Annotated in this window: 18 protein-coding genes; 4 read left to right on the top strand and 14 right to left on the bottom strand. The window is 57.7% G+C overall.

Translation table 11 applies throughout. The features are described 5' to 3' along the window. Positions 1-88: 88 nt before the first annotated feature. Positions 89-829 (bottom strand): N-acetylmuramoyl-L-alanine amidase, encoded by a 741-nt coding sequence (locus tag ON16_RS13965; protein WP_040663960.1) that lies wholly within the window; start codon positions 827-829, stop codon positions 89-91. Between the two features lie 111 nt (positions 830-940). Here ON16_RS13965 and ON16_RS13970 point away from each other — a divergent pair, with 111 nt between their 5' ends. Continuing rightward, positions 941-2,170 carry a class I SAM-dependent rRNA methyltransferase gene (locus tag ON16_RS13970; protein WP_040663963.1) on the top strand — a complete coding sequence of 410 codons (1,230 nt, stop codon included), beginning with the start codon at positions 941-943 and terminating at the stop codon, positions 2,168-2,170. Positions 2,171-2,269: 99 nt separating this feature from the next. Beyond that, positions 2,270-3,664, top strand: coding sequence for an asparagine--tRNA ligase (gene asnS / locus ON16_RS13975; RefSeq protein ID WP_040664285.1), 1,395 nt, complete (start codon positions 2,270-2,272; stop codon positions 3,662-3,664). On the opposite strand, the gene ON16_RS13980 is transcribed toward asnS, so the two are convergent. Beyond that, the gene (locus ON16_RS13980) at positions 3,661-3,906 is read right to left on the bottom strand and encodes a hypothetical protein (protein ID WP_040663965.1); all 246 of its coding nucleotides are present in this window, start codon (positions 3,904-3,906) and stop codon (positions 3,661-3,663) included. The genes asnS and ON16_RS13980 overlap by 4 nt on opposite strands. Before the next feature lie 112 nt (positions 3,907-4,018). Here ON16_RS13980 and ON16_RS15950 point away from each other — a divergent pair, with 112 nt between their 5' ends. Together ON16_RS15950 and ON16_RS13990 are read left to right on the top strand one after the other, a co-directional pair. Beyond that, entirely contained in the window at positions 4,019-4,192 is a 174-nt protein-coding gene (locus tag ON16_RS15950; RefSeq protein ID WP_162829308.1) for a type II toxin-antitoxin system antitoxin, read from the top strand. Between the two features lie 176 nt (positions 4,193-4,368). Continuing rightward, complete coding sequence (locus tag ON16_RS13990; RefSeq protein ID WP_040663969.1) at positions 4,369-4,548, top strand: hypothetical protein; 180 nt, start codon at positions 4,369-4,371, stop codon at positions 4,546-4,548. A gap of 230 nt (positions 4,549-4,778) precedes the next feature. Here the strand turns inward: ON16_RS13990 and ON16_RS13995 are convergent, their stop codons facing one another. From ON16_RS13995 to trkA, 12 genes are all read right to left on the bottom strand, one after another. Further along, positions 4,779-5,285 carry a GreA/GreB family elongation factor gene (locus ON16_RS13995; protein ID WP_040663971.1) on the bottom strand — a complete coding sequence of 169 codons (507 nt, stop codon included), beginning with the start codon at positions 5,283-5,285 and terminating at the stop codon, positions 4,779-4,781. A gap of 18 nt (positions 5,286-5,303) precedes the next feature. Next, entirely contained in the window at positions 5,304-6,260 is a 957-nt protein-coding gene (locus ON16_RS14000; protein WP_040663973.1) for a DMT family transporter, read from the bottom strand. 119 nt (positions 6,261-6,379) lie between these two features. After that, complete coding sequence (locus ON16_RS14005; protein WP_051131797.1) at positions 6,380-7,426, bottom strand: DMT family transporter; 1,047 nt, start codon at positions 7,424-7,426, stop codon at positions 6,380-6,382. Positions 7,427-7,470: 44 nt separating this feature from the next. Further along, on the bottom strand, positions 7,471-7,896 hold the full coding sequence (locus ON16_RS14010; RefSeq protein ID WP_040663975.1) for an aspartate carbamoyltransferase regulatory subunit: 426 nt from the start codon (positions 7,894-7,896) through the stop codon (positions 7,471-7,473). A 12-nt stretch (positions 7,897-7,908) separates the two neighbouring features. Then, the gene (gene pyrB, locus ON16_RS14015) at positions 7,909-8,835 is read right to left on the bottom strand and encodes an aspartate carbamoyltransferase (RefSeq protein ID WP_040663977.1); all 927 of its coding nucleotides are present in this window, start codon (positions 8,833-8,835) and stop codon (positions 7,909-7,911) included. 35 nt (positions 8,836-8,870) lie between these two features. Continuing rightward, the gene (gene pyrE, locus ON16_RS14020) at positions 8,871-9,509 is read right to left on the bottom strand and encodes an orotate phosphoribosyltransferase (protein ID WP_274531958.1); all 639 of its coding nucleotides are present in this window, start codon (positions 9,507-9,509) and stop codon (positions 8,871-8,873) included. Positions 9,510-9,603: 94 nt separating this feature from the next. Next, positions 9,604-10,305: an orotidine-5'-phosphate decarboxylase gene (gene pyrF / locus ON16_RS14025; protein WP_040663979.1), complete on the bottom strand. Its 702-nt coding sequence runs from the start codon at positions 10,303-10,305 to the stop codon at positions 9,604-9,606. Further along, a complete protein-coding gene (locus tag ON16_RS14030; protein WP_040663981.1) occupies positions 10,302-11,216 on the bottom strand; it encodes a dihydroorotate dehydrogenase in 915 nt (304 codons plus the stop codon). Before ON16_RS14030 ends, pyrF begins: the two co-directional genes overlap by 4 nt. After that, entirely contained in the window at positions 11,210-11,947 is a 738-nt protein-coding gene (locus tag ON16_RS14035) for a dihydroorotate dehydrogenase electron transfer subunit (protein WP_040663983.1), read from the bottom strand. Before ON16_RS14035 ends, ON16_RS14030 begins: the two co-directional genes overlap by 7 nt. Continuing rightward, on the bottom strand, positions 11,944-13,227 hold the full coding sequence (locus tag ON16_RS14040) for a dihydroorotase (protein ID WP_040663984.1): 1,284 nt from the start codon (positions 13,225-13,227) through the stop codon (positions 11,944-11,946). Before ON16_RS14040 ends, ON16_RS14035 begins: the two co-directional genes overlap by 4 nt. A gap of 150 nt (positions 13,228-13,377) precedes the next feature. Beyond that, a complete protein-coding gene (locus ON16_RS14045; protein ID WP_040663987.1) occupies positions 13,378-14,826 on the bottom strand; it encodes a TrkH family potassium uptake protein in 1,449 nt (482 codons plus the stop codon). A 15-nt stretch (positions 14,827-14,841) separates the two neighbouring features. Further along, on the bottom strand, positions 14,842-16,200 hold the full coding sequence (gene trkA, locus ON16_RS14050) for a Trk system potassium transporter TrkA (RefSeq protein ID WP_040663989.1): 1,359 nt from the start codon (positions 16,198-16,200) through the stop codon (positions 14,842-14,844). Positions 16,201-16,360: the final 160 nt, after the last annotated feature.

The following is a 16,360-nucleotide window of genomic DNA, read 5'->3' on the forward strand; positions in this document are numbered from 1 at the left end:
TAGTTTAATCGTTTGCCGCCATTGTGTCAAGAATAAATGTTTAAACTTTTAACAAAGGAAACTTTTTACAACGGAAAATCGTGGAATACTAAACGTCAATGTAGGCCGCAGCCGCATAACCCAGCTGGTCGTCGTACCGGACGGTGTACCAGCCCTGCCACTCGCCGTAAACCGTCACCGACGCGCCGTTTGGAATATTTGCAATGACTGTGCCCTGCGGGGAGGGGTAACTGCGAAGATTCAGCGTGCCATAATTCACAGCAACCGTGCCAGTTTGGGGGCCGGAGGGATAGATAAACGGAATGCCGAAAAATTCCGTCAGCGCCCGAACCAGCTGCTGGGCGATGGAGTCCATATGGCCCTCCACCCACATAGCGTCGGCATAGTTGTCGTGGTAGCCGATTTCAACCAGCACCGACGGAAAGTGGGGCTGGCGAACTTCTCCGAGCGAGGTGGTGGCCTGCGTGCGCACCTTGTCGGGAAGGGGATAGATCTTCCGCAGATTGGCCGCGATCAGTTCCGCCCCCCGCTTTCCCTCTGCGCTTCCGGGATAGTAAAAGGCGATGATGCCCCGGACGGGACTGGCCTCTCCCTGACCGGAGGCGTTGGAGTGCAGCGCCAGATAAAAGTCATAATAGCCCTGATTGGCCTGTGCAATGGAGCTGGCGGCGGTCATGTCGGGCGTGTTGCGGCGATAGGCAATGGCGTTGGAATTGAGATAGGGAATCATGTGATCCGCCAGCAAATTCATGTTGTACTCCTCGGAGCCGCTGCCGGTGATATAGGGGTTCCACTCCTGCGTGGAGGGACTGAGATAGATGATAGGCATGGTAAGTCCTCCGTTCCGTGCAGATTTCTCTGCTCTGTTATATGGCGTTTCCAAGAAAAGTGTGCTACACTCAGAACCGAAATGCAGAAAACAGGAAATGAGGAAGCGTTTATGAAAACAGAACGAACCTATCCCCGCGCCGTCGTCACCCCCAAGGCGGAAGCCGCTCTTCTGCGGGGGCATCCTTGGGTCTATGACGCGGAGATTACCGCGCTGGACGGAACACCGGAAAACGGCGGTCTTGTGGATGTTGTAAGCAAAAAAGACCGGTATCTGGGCACAGGGATGTATTCCGAAAAGTCTAAAATCCGCCTTCGCCTTGTCTCCCGCAACGCCAACGATAGCTTTGACAGCGCGTTTTGGGAGCGAAAGCTCCGCTGGGCATGGGATTATCGCAAGGCGGTGCTGCGGGAGGAGGATTTGACCTGCTGCCGCATCATTTTTGGCGAGGCGGACGGCTTCCCCGGGCTGACGGTGGATCGGTTTGGACCGATTTTGTCCGTGCAGGTACTCTCCGTGGGCATGGAAGTGCGCAAAGAGCTGCTGTTTCCGCTGCTGGTGGAAGTTTTGCGGCAGGACGGACAGGAGATTTCGGGGGTATACGAGCGCAACGATGTCGCTCTGCGGGAAAAAGAGGGCCTGCCCCAGTACAAGGGCTGGTTCCCCCTGCCGGGGGAGACGGCGCCGGACAGCGCCGTGACGGAGATTGTTGAAAATGAGGTCAAATATCTGGTAGATGTGGAAAACGGGCAGAAAACTGGGTTTTTTCTGGATCAGAAGTTTAACCGTCAGGCCGTGGCACGGCTTTCCAAGGGCCGGACGGTGCTGGACTGCTTCACCCACACCGGTTCTTTCGCCCTGAACGCCGCCAGAGGCGGCGCGGCCCACGTTACCGCCGTGGACGTATCGGAATCGGCGGTGGAGATGGCCCGGGACAATGCCCGCCGCAACGGGCTGGAAAACACGGTGGAGTGCGTATGCGCCAACGTGTTCGACCTGTTGCCAAGCCTTGAAAAGCAGCCCCGGAAATACGATTTCATTATTCTGGACCCTCCTGCGTTTACAAAATCCCGGGCCACGGTGGCAAATGCCATCACCGGCTATAAGGAGATCAATTACCGGGCCATGAAGCTGCTGCCCCGGGGCGGATTTCTGGCCACTTGCTCCTGCTCCCACTTTGCAACAGAGGAGAAATTCATCGCCATGCTCCACGCCGCCGCCCACGATGCAAACGTTCAGCTGCGGCAGATCGAAGCGCGGCAGCAAGGGCCGGATCATCCCATCCTCTGGGGTGTGGACGAGACAAGCTATCTGAAATTTTACTTGTTTCAGGTGGTTTAAGCCGGATATGGAGAAAATCGGCTTGTAAAGCCCCGAAAAGGGGAGTATAATATAGGATAATTGTGCCGTTTGGCAAAAATAACAAAACGGGTGAACGAAATGAGTATGACAAAAATCGCGGCGATTTTCGCCGACAGCGAGGTCTATGACCACAAGGAAGTCACCGTGGGCGGCTGGGCCCGCACCATCCGGGACATGAAGAACTTTGGCTTTGTGGAGCTGAACGACGGCTCCTGCTTCAAGAATCTGCAGGTGGTGCTGGATGTGAGCGCCCTGACGAATTACGCGGAGATTGCGTCCCAGAACGTGGGCGCGGCGCTGGTGGTCACCGGAACGGTGGTGCTGACTCCGGACGCCAAGCAGCCTTTGGAGCTGAAGGCCTCCTCCGTGACGGTGGAGGGAACCTCCACCCCCGACTATCCTCTTCAGAAAAAGCGGCACAGCGCCGAATTCCTGCGTACCATCCAACATCTGCGTCCCCGGACGAATCTGTACTCCGCCACCTTCCGGGTGCGGAGCGTGGCGGCTTACGCCATCCATGAATTCTTCCAGCAGCGCGGCTTTGTGTATGTCCACACGCCGATCATCACCGCATCGGACTGCGAGGGCGCGGGCGAGATGTTCCGGGTCACTACGCTGGACGCGAAAAATCCGCCCCTGACCGAAGACGGAAATGTGGATTTCTCGCAGGACTTTTTCGGCAAGCCCGCAAACCTGACGGTTTCCGGCCAGTTGAACGCCGAGAACTTTGCCATGGCCTTTGGCGATGTGTATACCTTTGGGCCCACCTTCCGGGCGGAAAATTCCAACACCCAGCGTCACGCCGCTGAGTTCTGGATGATCGAACCGGAGATGGCCTTCACCGATCTCAAGGGCGACATGGACGTGGCCGAGGCCATGATTAAATTCGTCATCAAGCGCACGATGGAGCGCTGCCCCGACGAGATGGACTTTTTCAACAGCTTTGTGGATAAGGGCCTTAAGGAGCGGCTGGAGCATGTGGCTTCCTCCGACTTTGGCCGGGTGAGCTACACCGAGGCTGTGGAGATTTTGAAAAAGCACAACGACAACTTTGATTATAAGGTGGAGTGGGGCACCGATCTCCAGACGGAGCACGAGCGGTTCCTGACGGAGCAGATCTTTAAAAAGCCGGTTTTCGTCACGGACTATCCCAAGGAGATCAAGGCTTTTTATATGCGCATGAACGACGATAACAAGACCGTCGCGGCGGCGGACTGTTTGGTTCCCGGCATCGGCGAGATCATCGGCGGCAGCCAGCGCGAAGAGCGGCTGGACCTTTTGGAGAGCCGTATCAGGGAGCTGGGTATGGACCCCAAGGACTACTGGTGGTACTGCGATTTGCGGCGGTATGGCGCCTGCAAGCATGCGGGCTTCGGTCTGGGCTTTGAGAGGATGGTGATGTACCTGACGGGCGTCTCCAACATCCGGGACGTTCTGCCCCATCCCCGCACGGTGGGCAGCGCGGATTTCTAAGAGAAAACAGAGTAAGAGCGGAAAGTCAAAGGCTTTCCGCTCTTATTTTTTGGCGCTTCGGTTTTTTCGGATACAACAAGCTGAAAGACCGGCTCCGCCTTGGGCGTTTCCCCGTGGGCCGCAGTCCAGCCCGCCAGAAAGGACAGGCGGACGATATTAAACAGGGCACTTTCCGCCGCGTCGTATTCGTGCCGGTCCAGAAAACTGCCGAAAGCTTTTTCAAATTCCTCGCTGCTTTCCATAAAACTCACCCGTGCTCATTAAATTATATGTACTCATTTTAAGTACATATATGAATAATAGTACATTTTGTACTTAAAATCGAGTTATATTGATAAAAAAGGACGTGAGTAAGTGGAGAAGGACAAGCATCTGGGGCTTCGGATCGATGCCGAAACTCACGGGAAGCTGCACTATATCGCCGCATACGAGGGGCGAAGCGAAAATAAGCAGGTGCTGTATCTCATTCAAAAGTGTATTCGTGAATTTGAAAAGGAGCACGGGCCTATCGACTGGAAACAGTCGTAATGTCCGATGCAAGGGGAGGTCGCGGCTTATGCCGGGGCCTCTCATTTTATCCGAAAACACCTCATACGGCACCAAAAAATCCTTCTTTCGGTATTGCGTCATAAATTCGTCATTTTTCCACACAATCTTATCACGACGCTATATTGATGTCAATATGACGTCAAGGGGATGGAAAGATGAACGACCATTTGCCGCGCTACACACTGCGGGTTTCAGAGGAACTGCTGGATAAACTGGGCTATATCGCGGAGTATGAGGGACGCACAAAAAACCGGGAGTTGGAACAAATGATTCTGAAACGCATTCGCGAATTTGAGAAGGAGCACGGACCTATCAACCTGGAGCATCCCTGCTGAATTGCCGCGGGCGGACGCGCACAGGGGCCGACGGATTTCCGTCGGCCCCTGTGCGGCATAAAAGCCTGCACGACAAGCAGTTGCAGGCATTCTATTTGATTCGATGCTGGCTTGGCCCCCTCAAACTCCCCGGCGTATTTTGATACAAACCGGTTTTAAAAAGAGGTTTATCGACAAACTGAGGAGAGGGCGTATGCCCGCCCTTTTTAATAGGACGTGAATACCGCGTTTCAATAGCTGCTGATGTCCAGAGACGGGTCGTCCTCCCCCTTTTCAATGGACGCGATGGCCAGATCATATCCCCGGCCCTCGCCCAGATCGACATGGACCGTCTCTCCGGCCCGATGGCCCAAAACGGCCTTGGCCACCGGAGATTCCTTGCTGACAAGGCCCTTCAACGCGTCCTGACGCAGGGTGGTGACGATGCGGATGGTTTGGGGCGTTTTCGTGGGCGCGGGGACGATCACCACCGTGTCGAACAGACCCACGCAGTCCGCCTCGGCGGACTTTGGCTGGATGACCTTGGCCGTACGGACCATCTGCTGGAGATAGCGGATGCGGCTGTCGTTACGGTTTTTGTCCCGCTTTGCGCACTTGTACTCGAAGTTCTCGCTGAGGTCGCCAAAGCCCCGGGCAATCTGCACATCCTCAATCAGCTTTGGGCGCAGCACCGTGATGCGATGGGCAATCTCGTCCTTCATTTTTTGGATATCCACTTCCGTCAGTTCGTCGTACACAAAAAAGCCCCTTTCCCGTTAACTTTCTGAATCCTCCCGTGCCAGAAGGAAAATTGTAATAAGAATCAGTCCAAAACCAATCAGATCCGCCAGCGAAAACGCCGTGTGGAGCCACAGGGCGGAGCACACCGTGGCGGATACCGGTTCGGTTGCCGCCAACATGGAGGATTTCACAGGGCCTACGTCTGCGATTCCCTGCATGAACAGCGGAAAGGCCACAATCGACCCTAAAATTACCGCGCCGCCCACCGCAAGCCAGCCCTTCCAAGAGAGGCTGATGGAAAAAGTCCAGCTTTGGCTGGCCAAATTGATAAACACACCGCCGATCAGCATTCCCACGCCGGTGACCAGCTCCTTGCCCCATGTTTGGACGAGCTGCCGGGGCAAAAGCGTATAGACCGTCACAGCCACGGCGGTGAGCAGACCCCAGAAAAGGCCCTGCGGAGAGATGGACATGTGACGCAGGTCGCCGCCGGTAGCCAGAATGAAGGTTCCCGCCAGCGCCAGCACCAGCGCAATGGTCTGAACCCGGTCGGGCAGTTTGCGGGCGTGAATGCAGGTAATGAGCATGATGAAGATGAGGTTCAGGTTTTGCAGGACGGTGGTGGTCCCGGCGTTGGTATAGCCAATGGAAGTGAGATACGCAAACTGACACAGCAGCAGACCGAACAGGCCGAACAGAACCAGCTTTCCAAAATCACGGGGCTGGCGGACCAAGGCCAGCAGGCTTCGTCCGTGCTTGGGCAGGGCCAGCAGCGTTAACACGATGCCGCCAACCAGCATCCGCACGCAGACAAGCCAAACAGGGGCAATGCCGCAGGAGTCGAACAGATATTGCCCGCAGGCGCCGGAAACGCCCCAGCAGACGCCGCCGACCGTGGTGCATACAATGCCCCGAAGACTGCGGCTTTTTTCACGGACGGCGCTTGCTTCGCTGATTTCACTTATTTCACTGATCTCATTTTTCTCGCTCATGGGACTCTCTCTTTCAATCGTTGGTATTTCCCGGCGTGATGGCGCCGGACAGGGTGAAAGCTAGGCCCTTCGCCAAAGAGCGAAGGGCCTAGCGGTGTATTCGATTCTAACCTATTTTTTCACGGATTGCAAGGCCCATCCTCGGGAAGCAGGCTTTCGGCAGCCACGCAGGCCACAATGAGGACTGCGCCCACAAGCCCCGGGGTGCTGAGGCGCTCTCCCAGCATAAAAAAGGAGAACAGCGCGGTCATCACCGGGCAGAGGCACTGGACCAAGGCCACCGTCCGGGCGGACACGGCCGTGAGTGCCGCGTTTTGCAGCAAAAAGCCGCCAATCGTGCATGTCACAGCCAAATAGACAATGACAGCCCAGACCTGAGGCGTGGCGGTGGAAAGGCAGGACCAGCCGCCGTCCACAAACAGGGCAAAGATCACGCTCAGAACTGCCGCCGCCAAGGTCTGGACGGTGGAGAGCGTCAGTGCGTCCATGCGGGCCAGCGATTCCTGCCCCAAAACCAAAGACCCCGCCAGCAAAAGCGCTGTTAGCAGCGCCAGCACCTCACCGATGCCAAAGCCGGTCAGTCCGCCCAGCCCGCAGAGAAGATACAGTCCCACCACCACGAGAATTTGAATGGGGATGTGCTTCCGAGAGTATTTCCGGCGGAACAGAACCAAAACCAGCAGGGGCGTCATCACGGTGGAAAGAGAGCGCAAAAACGCCGTGCTTGTGGCTGCGCTGAATTGGAGGGCAACATTGCCGGTCAAATGGGCGACGGCGATGCACAGCGCGGGACCAATCCAGTCCCGGATGCGGCAGTTCCGCATCCCTGCCACAATCCGCTTTCCGCCGAAGAGGAATAAAAGTGCCAGCGCCAGCAGATACCGCACGGACAGCAGCGCGTATACCGGCGTCACGGAAAGGGCGTCCTTGGTGATGGGGTCGCCGAACCCATAAATCACGCTTTGCAGCAAAATGAGCACAATGGCCAGCCGGGGAGTCAAGGAGCGGGAAGCGGAGGCTTCCTCCGGCGGGACCGAAGCGGAGAGATCAACCGGCGCGAAATCTTCCACCGGGACGGCGGCTGCTCCGGCTCCCGGCCTGTCCGGGACGGCGGGATCAAGTTCCGGCGCGATTTCGGCCGATGCGGATTGGAACTGCTGATTCATGAGCATGCGCTCCTTTTTCCGGCGCGGCCCTGCCGCACGCAGTTTTAGATTTTCCGCTTTTTCTCCGCATCACAGTAAGCACAGCGATAGGTGTGCTTTTCCGGGTCGCTCAATAAAAAGATGGCGTCCAGCTGGGGTTCCACCGCCGTGATGCACCGGGGGTTCTTACAATGGATGATATTCACCAGCTTGAGAGGAAGTTCCAGATGCTTCTTTTCCACCCGGGCTCCGTTTCGGATGACGTTCACGGTGATGTCCGGGTCCACGTAGCCCAGCACGTCCAGATCCACTTCCATAGGAGAGTCGATCTTGATGATGTCCTTTTTGCCCATCCGCCCGCTGCGGACGTTTTTGATGATGGCAACGGAGCAGTCCAGCTGATCCAGATGCAGATATTTATAGATGTCCATGGACTTTCCGGCCTTGATGTGGTCGAGAACCACACCGTCCTGAATGCTATCAATATTCATGGCGTTCCTCCTTTACTCCGCCCGCAGGCCCAGCAGCAGCATAATCAGGGCCATGCGGATATATTTGCCGTTTTTCACCTGTCTGAAGTAGCAGGCCCGGGGATCGTTGTCCACCGCCACGGTGATCTCGTTCACACGGGGCAGAGGGTGCAGAATGCACAGATCCTCTTTTGCGGGGATCAGCTTTTCCGGGTCCAGAACATAGGTGTCTTTCAGCCGGACGTAATCGGCCTCGTTGAAAAACCGCTCCTTCTGGACGCGGGTCATATACAGAATGTCAAGACGGGGAATCGCGTCTTCCAGAGAGTCCGTCTCCTGGTAGGCGAGATGGTTCTTCTCCAGCACGCTTTCCTTCAGGTATTGCGGCAGTTTCAGCTCCTCCGGGGAGATAAACACGAAGTTGATGCCCGTCCGGCGGCTCAGGGCGTTCACCAGAGAGTGAACCGTCCGGCCAAACTTCAGGTCGCCGCAGAAGCCGATGGTGAAATCGTCCAGCCGTCCCTTTTCCCGATGGATGGTCAAAAGGTCCGTCAGCGTCTGGGTGGGGTGGTTGTGCCCGCCGTCTCCGGCGTTGATAATGGGCACTTCGCTGCGCTGGGCAGCGGCGAACGGTGCGCCCTCTTTGGGGTGGCGCATGGCGATGATGTCGGCATAGCAGCTGACGGTGCGGACAGTGTCCACCACGGTTTCGCCCTTGGCGGTGGAAGAGGACGCGGCCTCGGAAAAGCCCAGAACACCGCCGCCCAGCGCCAGCATGGCGGATTCAAAGCTGAGGCGGGTGCGGGTGGAAGGCTCAAAAAACAGCGTTGCCAGCTGCTTGTGGGCGCAGGCACTCTGATACTTCGCGGGGTTTGCAATCATGTCCTCCGCCGTGTCGATCAGCCCGTCGATCTCGGCGAGGGTCAGGTCGGTGATGTCGATGAGATTACGATTTGACATAGAAGTTCTCCCTTCGTGCGTTCCGGTGAATGGGTTCAGCCCCGTGCCCAGCTCTCGTCGCTGGGATTGGCGCGGAATTTTTTCAGGCGCTGAATATCCTCGGTCTTAATTTTACCCTCCTCGGCGGCAACCTGGCACACTGCGTCGAAATTACTCAGACTGAAATTGACCACGTTCGCCGCGGCCAGCCGGTCAAGGCCCTTTTGGAGCCCGTAGGTAAAGATGGAGGCCACGCCCAGCACCTGTGCCCCGGCTTCGCGCAAAACGTCCACGGTTTCAATGCAGCTGCCCGCAGTGGAGATCAAATCCTCCACTACCACGACCTTCTGCCCCTTTTCCAGCCGACCTTCGATCTGGTTGCCCCGGCCGTGATCCTTGTGCCCGGAGCGGACATAGCCCATGGGAAGGTCCATCAGATGGCCAACGATGGCGGCGTGGGCGATGCCGGCGGTGGAGGTGCCCATCAGAACTTCCACGTCGGGAAAGTGCTGACGAATCAGGCCCACCAGCCCGGTTTCCACCGCCGTGCGGACGGTGGGAGCGGTGAGGGTCAGGCGGTTGTCGCAGTAAATCGGGCTGTGGATGCCGCTGGCCCAGGTAAAGGGGTCATCCGGGCGCAGAAATACCGCGCCGATGGACAAAAGGTCGTGGGCAATCTCGCGTTCGATGCTCATATCGTTCAATCTCCTTTGATTTTAATAACAAACTGAGTTGCGGACAAGAGGTGTATAGGGTCCCCACAAAAGGGCTGCGGGAAGTGGCGGAAAATTAACCGAGAAAATCCTGAACCGCCCGCCGGTAGGCGGCGACGGGGTCCTCTGCCTGTGTGATGGGCCGACCCATCACCAGATAATCACAGCCGGATTTTCCAGCCAATTCGGGGGTCATGATGCGCTTTTGATCTCCGGCGGCGGAGTCCGCGAAGCGGATGCCGGGGGTGACGGTGACAAACTTCTCGCCGCAGACGGACTTGACCCCCGCCGCCTCCAGCGGGGAGCAGACCACGCCGTCAAGACCGGAAGCGGCGGCGTTTTTCGCATAAGTCATCACGGTTTCGGCCATGGGTGTGTCGATCAGCAGCTCGTTTTTCAGCGCCGCGTCGTTGGTGGAGGTCAGCTGGGTAACGGCGATCAGCAGCGGGCGGGAGCCGTCCGGACGGGTGAGCCCCTCCAGCGCGGCGCGCATCATTTCCGACGCGCCCGCGGCGTGGAGATTCACCATGTCCACGTCCAGCCGGGAGAGGGAGGCCATGGCCCGCTTCACGGTGTTGGGAATGTCATGCAGCTTCAAATCCAGAAAAATTCTGTGGCCCCGAGCCTTGATGGCCCGGACCATGTCCGGTCCCTCGGCGTAGAAAAGCTCCATGCCGATTTTTACATAGGGCTTTTCCCCGGCGGGAAAATGGTCCAAAAATTGAAGAGTTTCCGCCCCCGTGGGGAAGTCCAGAGCAATGATGACGTCCTGATTCATGCGTGCGCTCCTCCAGTCAGTTGAGAAATTTCGGTTACGCCCAGCCGCTCACAGACGGCGGGCAGTTTTTCGATAATGGTTTTGCAGGCGGCGGGGTTTTTCAGGTTTGCCGCCCCGATCTCCACGGCGCTGGCTCCCGCCAGCATCATTTCGCATACGTCCTCGGCGGAACTGATGCCGCCGCAGCCGATGATGGGCAGCTTCACCGCTTCGTACACGTCCCACACCATCCGCAGCGCCACCGGGAATACAGCGGGGCCGGACAGGCCCCCGGTCCGGTTGGCCAGCAGAGGGCGCTTGGTCTTCAAATCAATGCGCATACCCAGCAGTGTGTTGATGAGGCAGAGGCCGTCCGCCCCCGCGTCCGCGCAGGCTTTGGCAATTTCCGCGATGTCCGTCACATTGGGACTGAGCTTGAGAAAGACGGGCTTTTTTGTGGCGGCCTTGACCGCCGCCGTTACCTCCGCCGCGCTTTTGGAATCGGAGCCAAAGTTCTTGCCGCCGCAGTGGACGTTGGGACAGGAGATATTCACTTCGATGATGCCCACCTGCGGGCAGGCGTCCAGTTTACGGCAGTTCTCGGCGTATTCCTCCACGGTGTTTCCGCCAATGTTGGCGATCACCGGGCCGTGAAAAAGCTTGGCGATGTTGGGCAGTTCTTCGGCAATCACAGCGTCGATGCCCGGATTTTGCAGACCCACCGCGTTCAGCATTCCGCAGGCAGTCTCCGCGATGCGGGGCTGGGGATTGCCGAACCGGGCCTGCGCGGTGGTTCCTTTAAAGGAAAAGCTGCCGAGGATGTCAAGGTCATAGACCTCCGCAAACTCCCGCCCGTATCCAAACGCGCCGGAGGCGGGGATAACGGGGTTCTTCAGCGCCACGCCCGCTAAGGTCACACCAAGGTTCACCATACGATCTCCTCCTTTTGGAACACCGGTCCGTCCTTACAGACCCGGCGGGGGCCGCCCGTTGTCTGAATTGTGCAGCCCACGCACGCGCCAAAGCCGCAGGCCATCCGGGCCTCAAAGCTATACTGCCCGCTTTTCAGCTGGGGAAGTGCGTGGACGGCTTTCAGCATGGGTGTGGGACCGCAGACGAAGGCGGCGGTGCACGCCGGGGAGGCTTTTACCAAATCGGTCACAAAGCCCTTTGTGCCGAGACTCCCGTCCTCCGTGGCAATAAAAAGGTGACAGCCAAGACGGGCGAATTCCTCCAGATAAAATGCGTCTGCCGCCGTGCGAAAGCCCAGCGCCACCGTAGGGGTAACACCCACCTCCCGCATCCGCCCGGCAAGGCCGAACAGCGGGGCTGCACCCACGCCGCCGCCAATCAGGATGGGGTTTTCCGGGCAGTCGGTCAAGTCAAACCCGCTGCCAAGGCCGGAAAGGGTGTCCAGTTCCGTGCCGGGGACGGAACGAACCAGCTCCCGTGTTCCTTCGCCCACCACCCGGACGATTAAGAGGAGCGCGTCTTCCGTCCAGTTGGCGATGCTGATGGGGCGGCGGAGAAATCTGCCGGGCAGTTCTACGTTGACAAACTGCCCCGGCGCGGTGATGGCGGAGACGTCGCCGGAGAGCACCAGCTCATAGGTGTCCGCCGTCAGCTGGCGGGCATGTTCCAGAGTAAAGAGAGATTGTTTCATGTGTCCTCCCGTTGAAAGTCGGTGTAAACCAGTTTTCCATTACAGATAGTGGCGGCCACGGCGGCGGATACCATCCAGCCGTCAAACGGCGTGGCGCGGCCCATGGAGTTGAAGTTTCTGCTGTTAATGGTGTGGGGCCGGTTCAGATCCAGCACGGTCAGGTCTGCGGGAGCGCCCTCGGCGATTTTGCCGCCCGGCAGACCAAAAATCTTCCGGGGTCGGACGCACAGCCGGTCCAAAAGCAGTTCCAGTGGGACGATACCCGTTTGAACCAATTGTGTATAGAGAATGGAAAACGCCGTCTCAAGTCCCACGATGCCAAAGGCGCTGCCTTGCAGGCCCTTGGACTTTTCCTCGGCGGAGTGGGGGGCGTGATCTGTGGCGATGCAGTCAATGGTTCCGTCCAGCAGGCCCTCCAGCAGAGCGTCCCGGTCGGCGGCGGAGCGCAGGGGCGGGTTCATCTTGAACCGGCCCTCGTCTTGCAAATCCTCGTCGCACAAAACCAGATAGTGAGGCCCAGTCTCGCAGGTGACGGGCAGGCCCTCGGCCTTGGCTCTGCGGATGAGCGCCACGCTTTCTTTGGCGGAGATGTGGCAGACGTGGTATGGACACCCGGTTTCCCGCACCAGCCCGATATCCCGCTCCACCTGCCGCCATTCGCTCTCCGACGAAATGCCCGGAAAGCCGTGGGCCTTGGCCCACGTGCCGTCATGGATGCAGCCGCCGGGCTTTAACAGGGCGTTCACCTCGCAGTGGGCCACAATGGGCTTGTCCAGCGCCTTTGCCGCCTTCATGGCGGCGCGCATCATCTCGTCGGACTGCACGCCCCGCCCATCGTCGGAAAAACCGGCCACATGGGGGGCCATTTCCGCCATGTCGGAAAGAAACTGCCCCTGTTCCCCGGCGGTAATTGCCCCGTAGGGATAAACGTGGATTTTTGCGTCCCGGGCAATTGCGTCCAGCTCCGGCTTCAGCGTCTCACAGCTGTCCGGAACCGGCTTCAGGTTGGGCATGGGGCACACGGCGGTATAGCCGCCGGCGGCGGCCGCCGCCGTGCCGGAGGCGAAGGTTTCCTTATAAGAAAATCCAGGCTCCCGAAGATGCACATGTACATCGACGAAACCTGGAACAATCAACAAATCTTGAATTTCAATCACGGAACGATTCTCACGGGGAAGGGAGGGAGAAATGGAAACAATACGGCCATTCTCAACGGCAACGTCTGCCGTCTGGAAACCGCCGTTCAAAAAAACACTGCCGCGAGCCAGCAGAAAACCCATGGTGTACCTCCTTGTTTGTGCATACTCTAACGGTATATTTTAGTGGAAAGAGCGGCGCTTGTCAATGGCAGATTTCATAAACAAGACGAATTCTCCAAAGATTTTTTCTCTGATTAAAAGGGCGGGGCTGAAGCCCCGCCCTTCTGTGCGTTATCTGCGGAAACTATGTCTTCGCCAAAGGGACGGTCCCAACAGCAGCATCGGGAACAGTTCCAGTCTGCCGGCCAGCATGTCGAACGACAGCAGGAGCTTGGCCGCCGGGGAGAACGCCGAGAAGTTCCCCATGGGGCCGACCAGTTCCAGACCCGGCCCGATGTTGTTCATGCAGGAAACCACGGCGGTGAAGGTGGTGACAAGGTCAAACCCATCCAGACTCAAAAGAAGGGTAGACCCGGCCATCAACAGCAGATATACCACCAAAAACATGTGGGTGCTGCGCAGGAGCTTGACATTGAGCGGACGGCCCTCCACCCGCACGGTGGCCACGGCGCTGGGGTGAAGCATCTGGCGCATGTCGCTGATGGACATCTTTGCCAGAATCACAAGGCGGGCAACTTTGATGCCGCCGCCGGTGGAACCGGCGCAGGCTCCCACGAACATCAAAAGAACCAGAACCACCTTGGAATAGCTTGGCCAGAGGTTGAAGTCCGCAGTGGCGTATCCGGTGGTGGTGATGATGGAGGACACCTGAAAGAAGGAGTACCGCATGGCGGTGGCAAAAGAGCCGAACAGGTGGGTGATATTCCAGGCGATGGTGACGGTGGACGCCGCCACGATCAGGAAATAGGCCCGCAGTTCCTCAGACCGCAGCACGTCCCGCACCTTGCCGATAAGCAGGAAATAATAGAGATTAAAGTTTACACCAAACAGCAGCATGAAAATTCCGATCACGATGTCGAAATAGGGGCTGTTGTATGCCCCCACGCTGAGGTTGCGGCTGCTGAAGCCGCCGGTGCCGGCGGTGCCGAAGGCATGGATGCAGGCGTCAAACAGCGGCATCCCCCCAAGCAGAAGCAAAATGATTTCCACCACTGTCATGACAAGGTAAATGCTGTACAGGATTTTGGCGGTGTCCCCCAGACGGCTCACCAGCTTGCCCACCACGGGGCCGGGAACCTCCGCCCGCAAAAGATGCATCCCATGTCCGTCGGACATGGGCAGAATTGCCATGACAAATACCAGAACGCCCATGCCGCCTACCCAGTGGGTAAAGCTGCGCCAGAACAGAATTCCTTGGCTCAGATGCTCAATTTCCGTTAAAATGCTGGCGCCCGTGGTGGTAAAGCCGGAGACGGTTTCAAAAAAACAGTCCACAAATGTGGGCATGGAGTGGGAAATATAAAAGGGCATGGCTCCGAAAAAGGACATCACGATCCACGCCAGAGCCACGATGGCCAGACCGTCTCTTGCATAGAGTGTCCGGGTGCGAGGGGTTATACGCCCCAGCAGGACGCCGCAGAGGACGAGCGCCAGCATGGGGATCAAAAACGGTTCAGCCGACTCCTTGTAAAGAATCGCCACCAGCATGGGCAGCGCAAGCAGCGCCGCCTCCACCAGCAGAATTCTGCCGAGGATGTAGGCAATCATTCTTCTATTCAACGATATCTGTCCTTTTTACTGCAAAATGTCGCGGATGTCCCGCAAGGTGCTGGTGGTGACCACGATCACGTCGTCTCCGGCGTTGATCGCATCCGATCCGGAGGGAATGACAATCTTCCCATTTTGACGGACGATGCCCGCCAGCAGAATCCCGGAGCGGAGCTTCAAGTCCCGCAGCGGTACGCCGATCAGGGGAGAATTGGGGCAGATGCCGAATTCCAGCGCCTCCACCGTGCCGCCAATCAGGCGGTGCAGCGTTTTAACCTGAGAGCCGGAGGCGTTTTGCATGGCGCGGACGTACTGTAAAATCAGCTCTGCGGTGACAGAGCCGGTGGAAACCACACTGCCGATCATGCTCTCGGTGGACACCAAATCCACCAGAGACTGGCGGTTGATCTTTGCCACCACCTTGCAGTTTTGATACTGCCGCGTCACACTGAGCGCCATCAGAATGTTTGCCTCGTCCATGCCGGTGATCGCCACGAAGCCGTCTGTCCGTTCCAGACCTTCCTCCCGCAAAAGCTCGCTGTCCGTGCCGTCGCCGGTGATGACAAGGGCCTTGGGCAAAAGCTCGCTCATGCGGGTAGAGCGTTCGGAATTCTGATCAATAATCTTGACGGTCATGCCCATTTCGGTCAGCTCCTGTGCCAAATAGTAGCACAGCTTGCTGGCGCCCACGATCATGACCGAGGATGCCTTGCCCTTAAACTCTCCCAGATGCCGGAAAAACTGTTCCAGTTCGTGGGGAGTCGCGGTGATGTAAATGGTGTCCCCGTCCTGCAGGGCAAAGTCGCCGGAGGGAATGATGGTCTGATCCTTTCGGGCCACGGCGCAGACCAGAACTCTTGCCCGCAGATTTTTATAAAGGTCGCTGAGAAGCACGCCGTTGAGCGGACTGCCGACGGACAGACGGTATTCCACCAGCTCCAGCCGGCCCTTGGAAAAGGACTCCAGCTTCATGGCGTTGGGGAACCGGAGGACACGGGCAATCTCCCGAGCGGTGGCCCGCTCCGGATTGATGGACATGGAAAGACCCAGCTCGCCGCGCATATACCGCAGCTGCTTTTCGTATTCCGGGTTGCGGATACGGGCGATGGTATGCTGAACGCCCAGCGTTTTTGCCACAAGGCAGGTCAAAATGTTGATCTCGTCGCTGGAGGTGGTGGCGATGAGGAGATTGGTCCGTCCCGCGTCCGCCTCCTTCTGCACGTCGGCGCAGGCGCCGTTGCCGCACACACCCATCAAGTCGTAGACGTTGATGATGTGGTCAAGGAGCTGGGGGTTCTCGTCAATAACGGTTACGCTGTGCTCCGTGGACAAGTGCTGCGCCAGCGCCAGCCCGACTTTCCCGGCGCCCACGATGATGATTTTCATAGATATTGATCCTCGATTTTCACTCTGTTGTATTTTGGCGGTAGTCGCCGTTCATTTCGCGTACTTCTACAAGTGACATTATAGTGAATATTTGGGTAAAAGCAAATGTTATTTTTGACCTTCTGGCATAAGACTGCTATACTGGAGGAAAATTTACGGA

The sequence above is a fragment of the Oscillibacter ruminantium GH1 genome (assembly GCF_000307265.1).
In the GTDB taxonomy this organism is placed as follows: domain Bacteria; phylum Bacillota; class Clostridia; order Oscillospirales; family Oscillospiraceae; genus Oscillibacter; species Oscillibacter ruminantium.

Bases quoted from the DNA above. Each gene is read 5' to 3' on its own strand.
- ON16_RS13980 (WP_040663965.1), bottom strand. From the start codon at position 3,906: ATGGAAAGCAGCGAGGAATTTGAAAAAGCTTTCGGCAGTTTTCTGGAC.
- ON16_RS13965 (WP_040663960.1), bottom strand. From the start codon at position 829: ATGCCTATCATCTATCTCAGTCCCTCCACGCAGGAGTGGAACCCCTAT.
- ON16_RS14005 (WP_051131797.1), bottom strand. From the start codon at position 7,426: ATGAATCAGCAGTTCCAATCCGCATCGGCCGAAATCGCGCCGGAACTT.
- asnS (WP_040664285.1), top strand. From the start codon at position 2,270: ATGAGTATGACAAAAATCGCGGCGATTTTCGCCGACAGCGAGGTCTAT.
- ON16_RS13990 (WP_040663969.1), top strand. From the start codon at position 4,369: ATGAACGACCATTTGCCGCGCTACACACTGCGGGTTTCAGAGGAACTG.
- ON16_RS14035 (WP_040663983.1), bottom strand. From the start codon at position 11,947: ATGAAACAATCTCTCTTTACTCTGGAACATGCCCGCCAGCTGACGGCG.
- ON16_RS13970 (WP_040663963.1), top strand. From the start codon at position 941: ATGAAAACAGAACGAACCTATCCCCGCGCCGTCGTCACCCCCAAGGCG.
- ON16_RS14000 (WP_040663973.1), bottom strand. From the start codon at position 6,260: ATGAGCGAGAAAAATGAGATCAGTGAAATAAGTGAAATCAGCGAAGCA.
- pyrF (WP_040663979.1), bottom strand. From the start codon at position 10,305: ATGAATCAGGACGTCATCATTGCTCTGGACTTCCCCACGGGGGCGGAA.
- ON16_RS14010 (WP_040663975.1), bottom strand. From the start codon at position 7,896: ATGAATATTGATAGCATTCAGGACGGTGTGGTTCTCGACCACATCAAG.
- trkA (WP_040663989.1), bottom strand. From the start codon at position 16,200: ATGAAAATCATCATCGTGGGCGCCGGGAAAGTCGGGCTGGCGCTGGCG.
- pyrE (WP_274531958.1), bottom strand. From the start codon at position 9,509: ATGAGCATCGAACGCGAGATTGCCCACGACCTTTTGTCCATCGGCGCG.
- ON16_RS14030 (WP_040663981.1), bottom strand. From the start codon at position 11,216: ATGGTGAACCTTGGTGTGACCTTAGCGGGCGTGGCGCTGAAGAACCCC.
- ON16_RS14040 (WP_040663984.1), bottom strand. From the start codon at position 13,227: ATGGGTTTTCTGCTGGCTCGCGGCAGTGTTTTTTTGAACGGCGGTTTC.
- pyrB (WP_040663977.1), bottom strand. From the start codon at position 8,835: ATGTCAAATCGTAATCTCATCGACATCACCGACCTGACCCTCGCCGAG.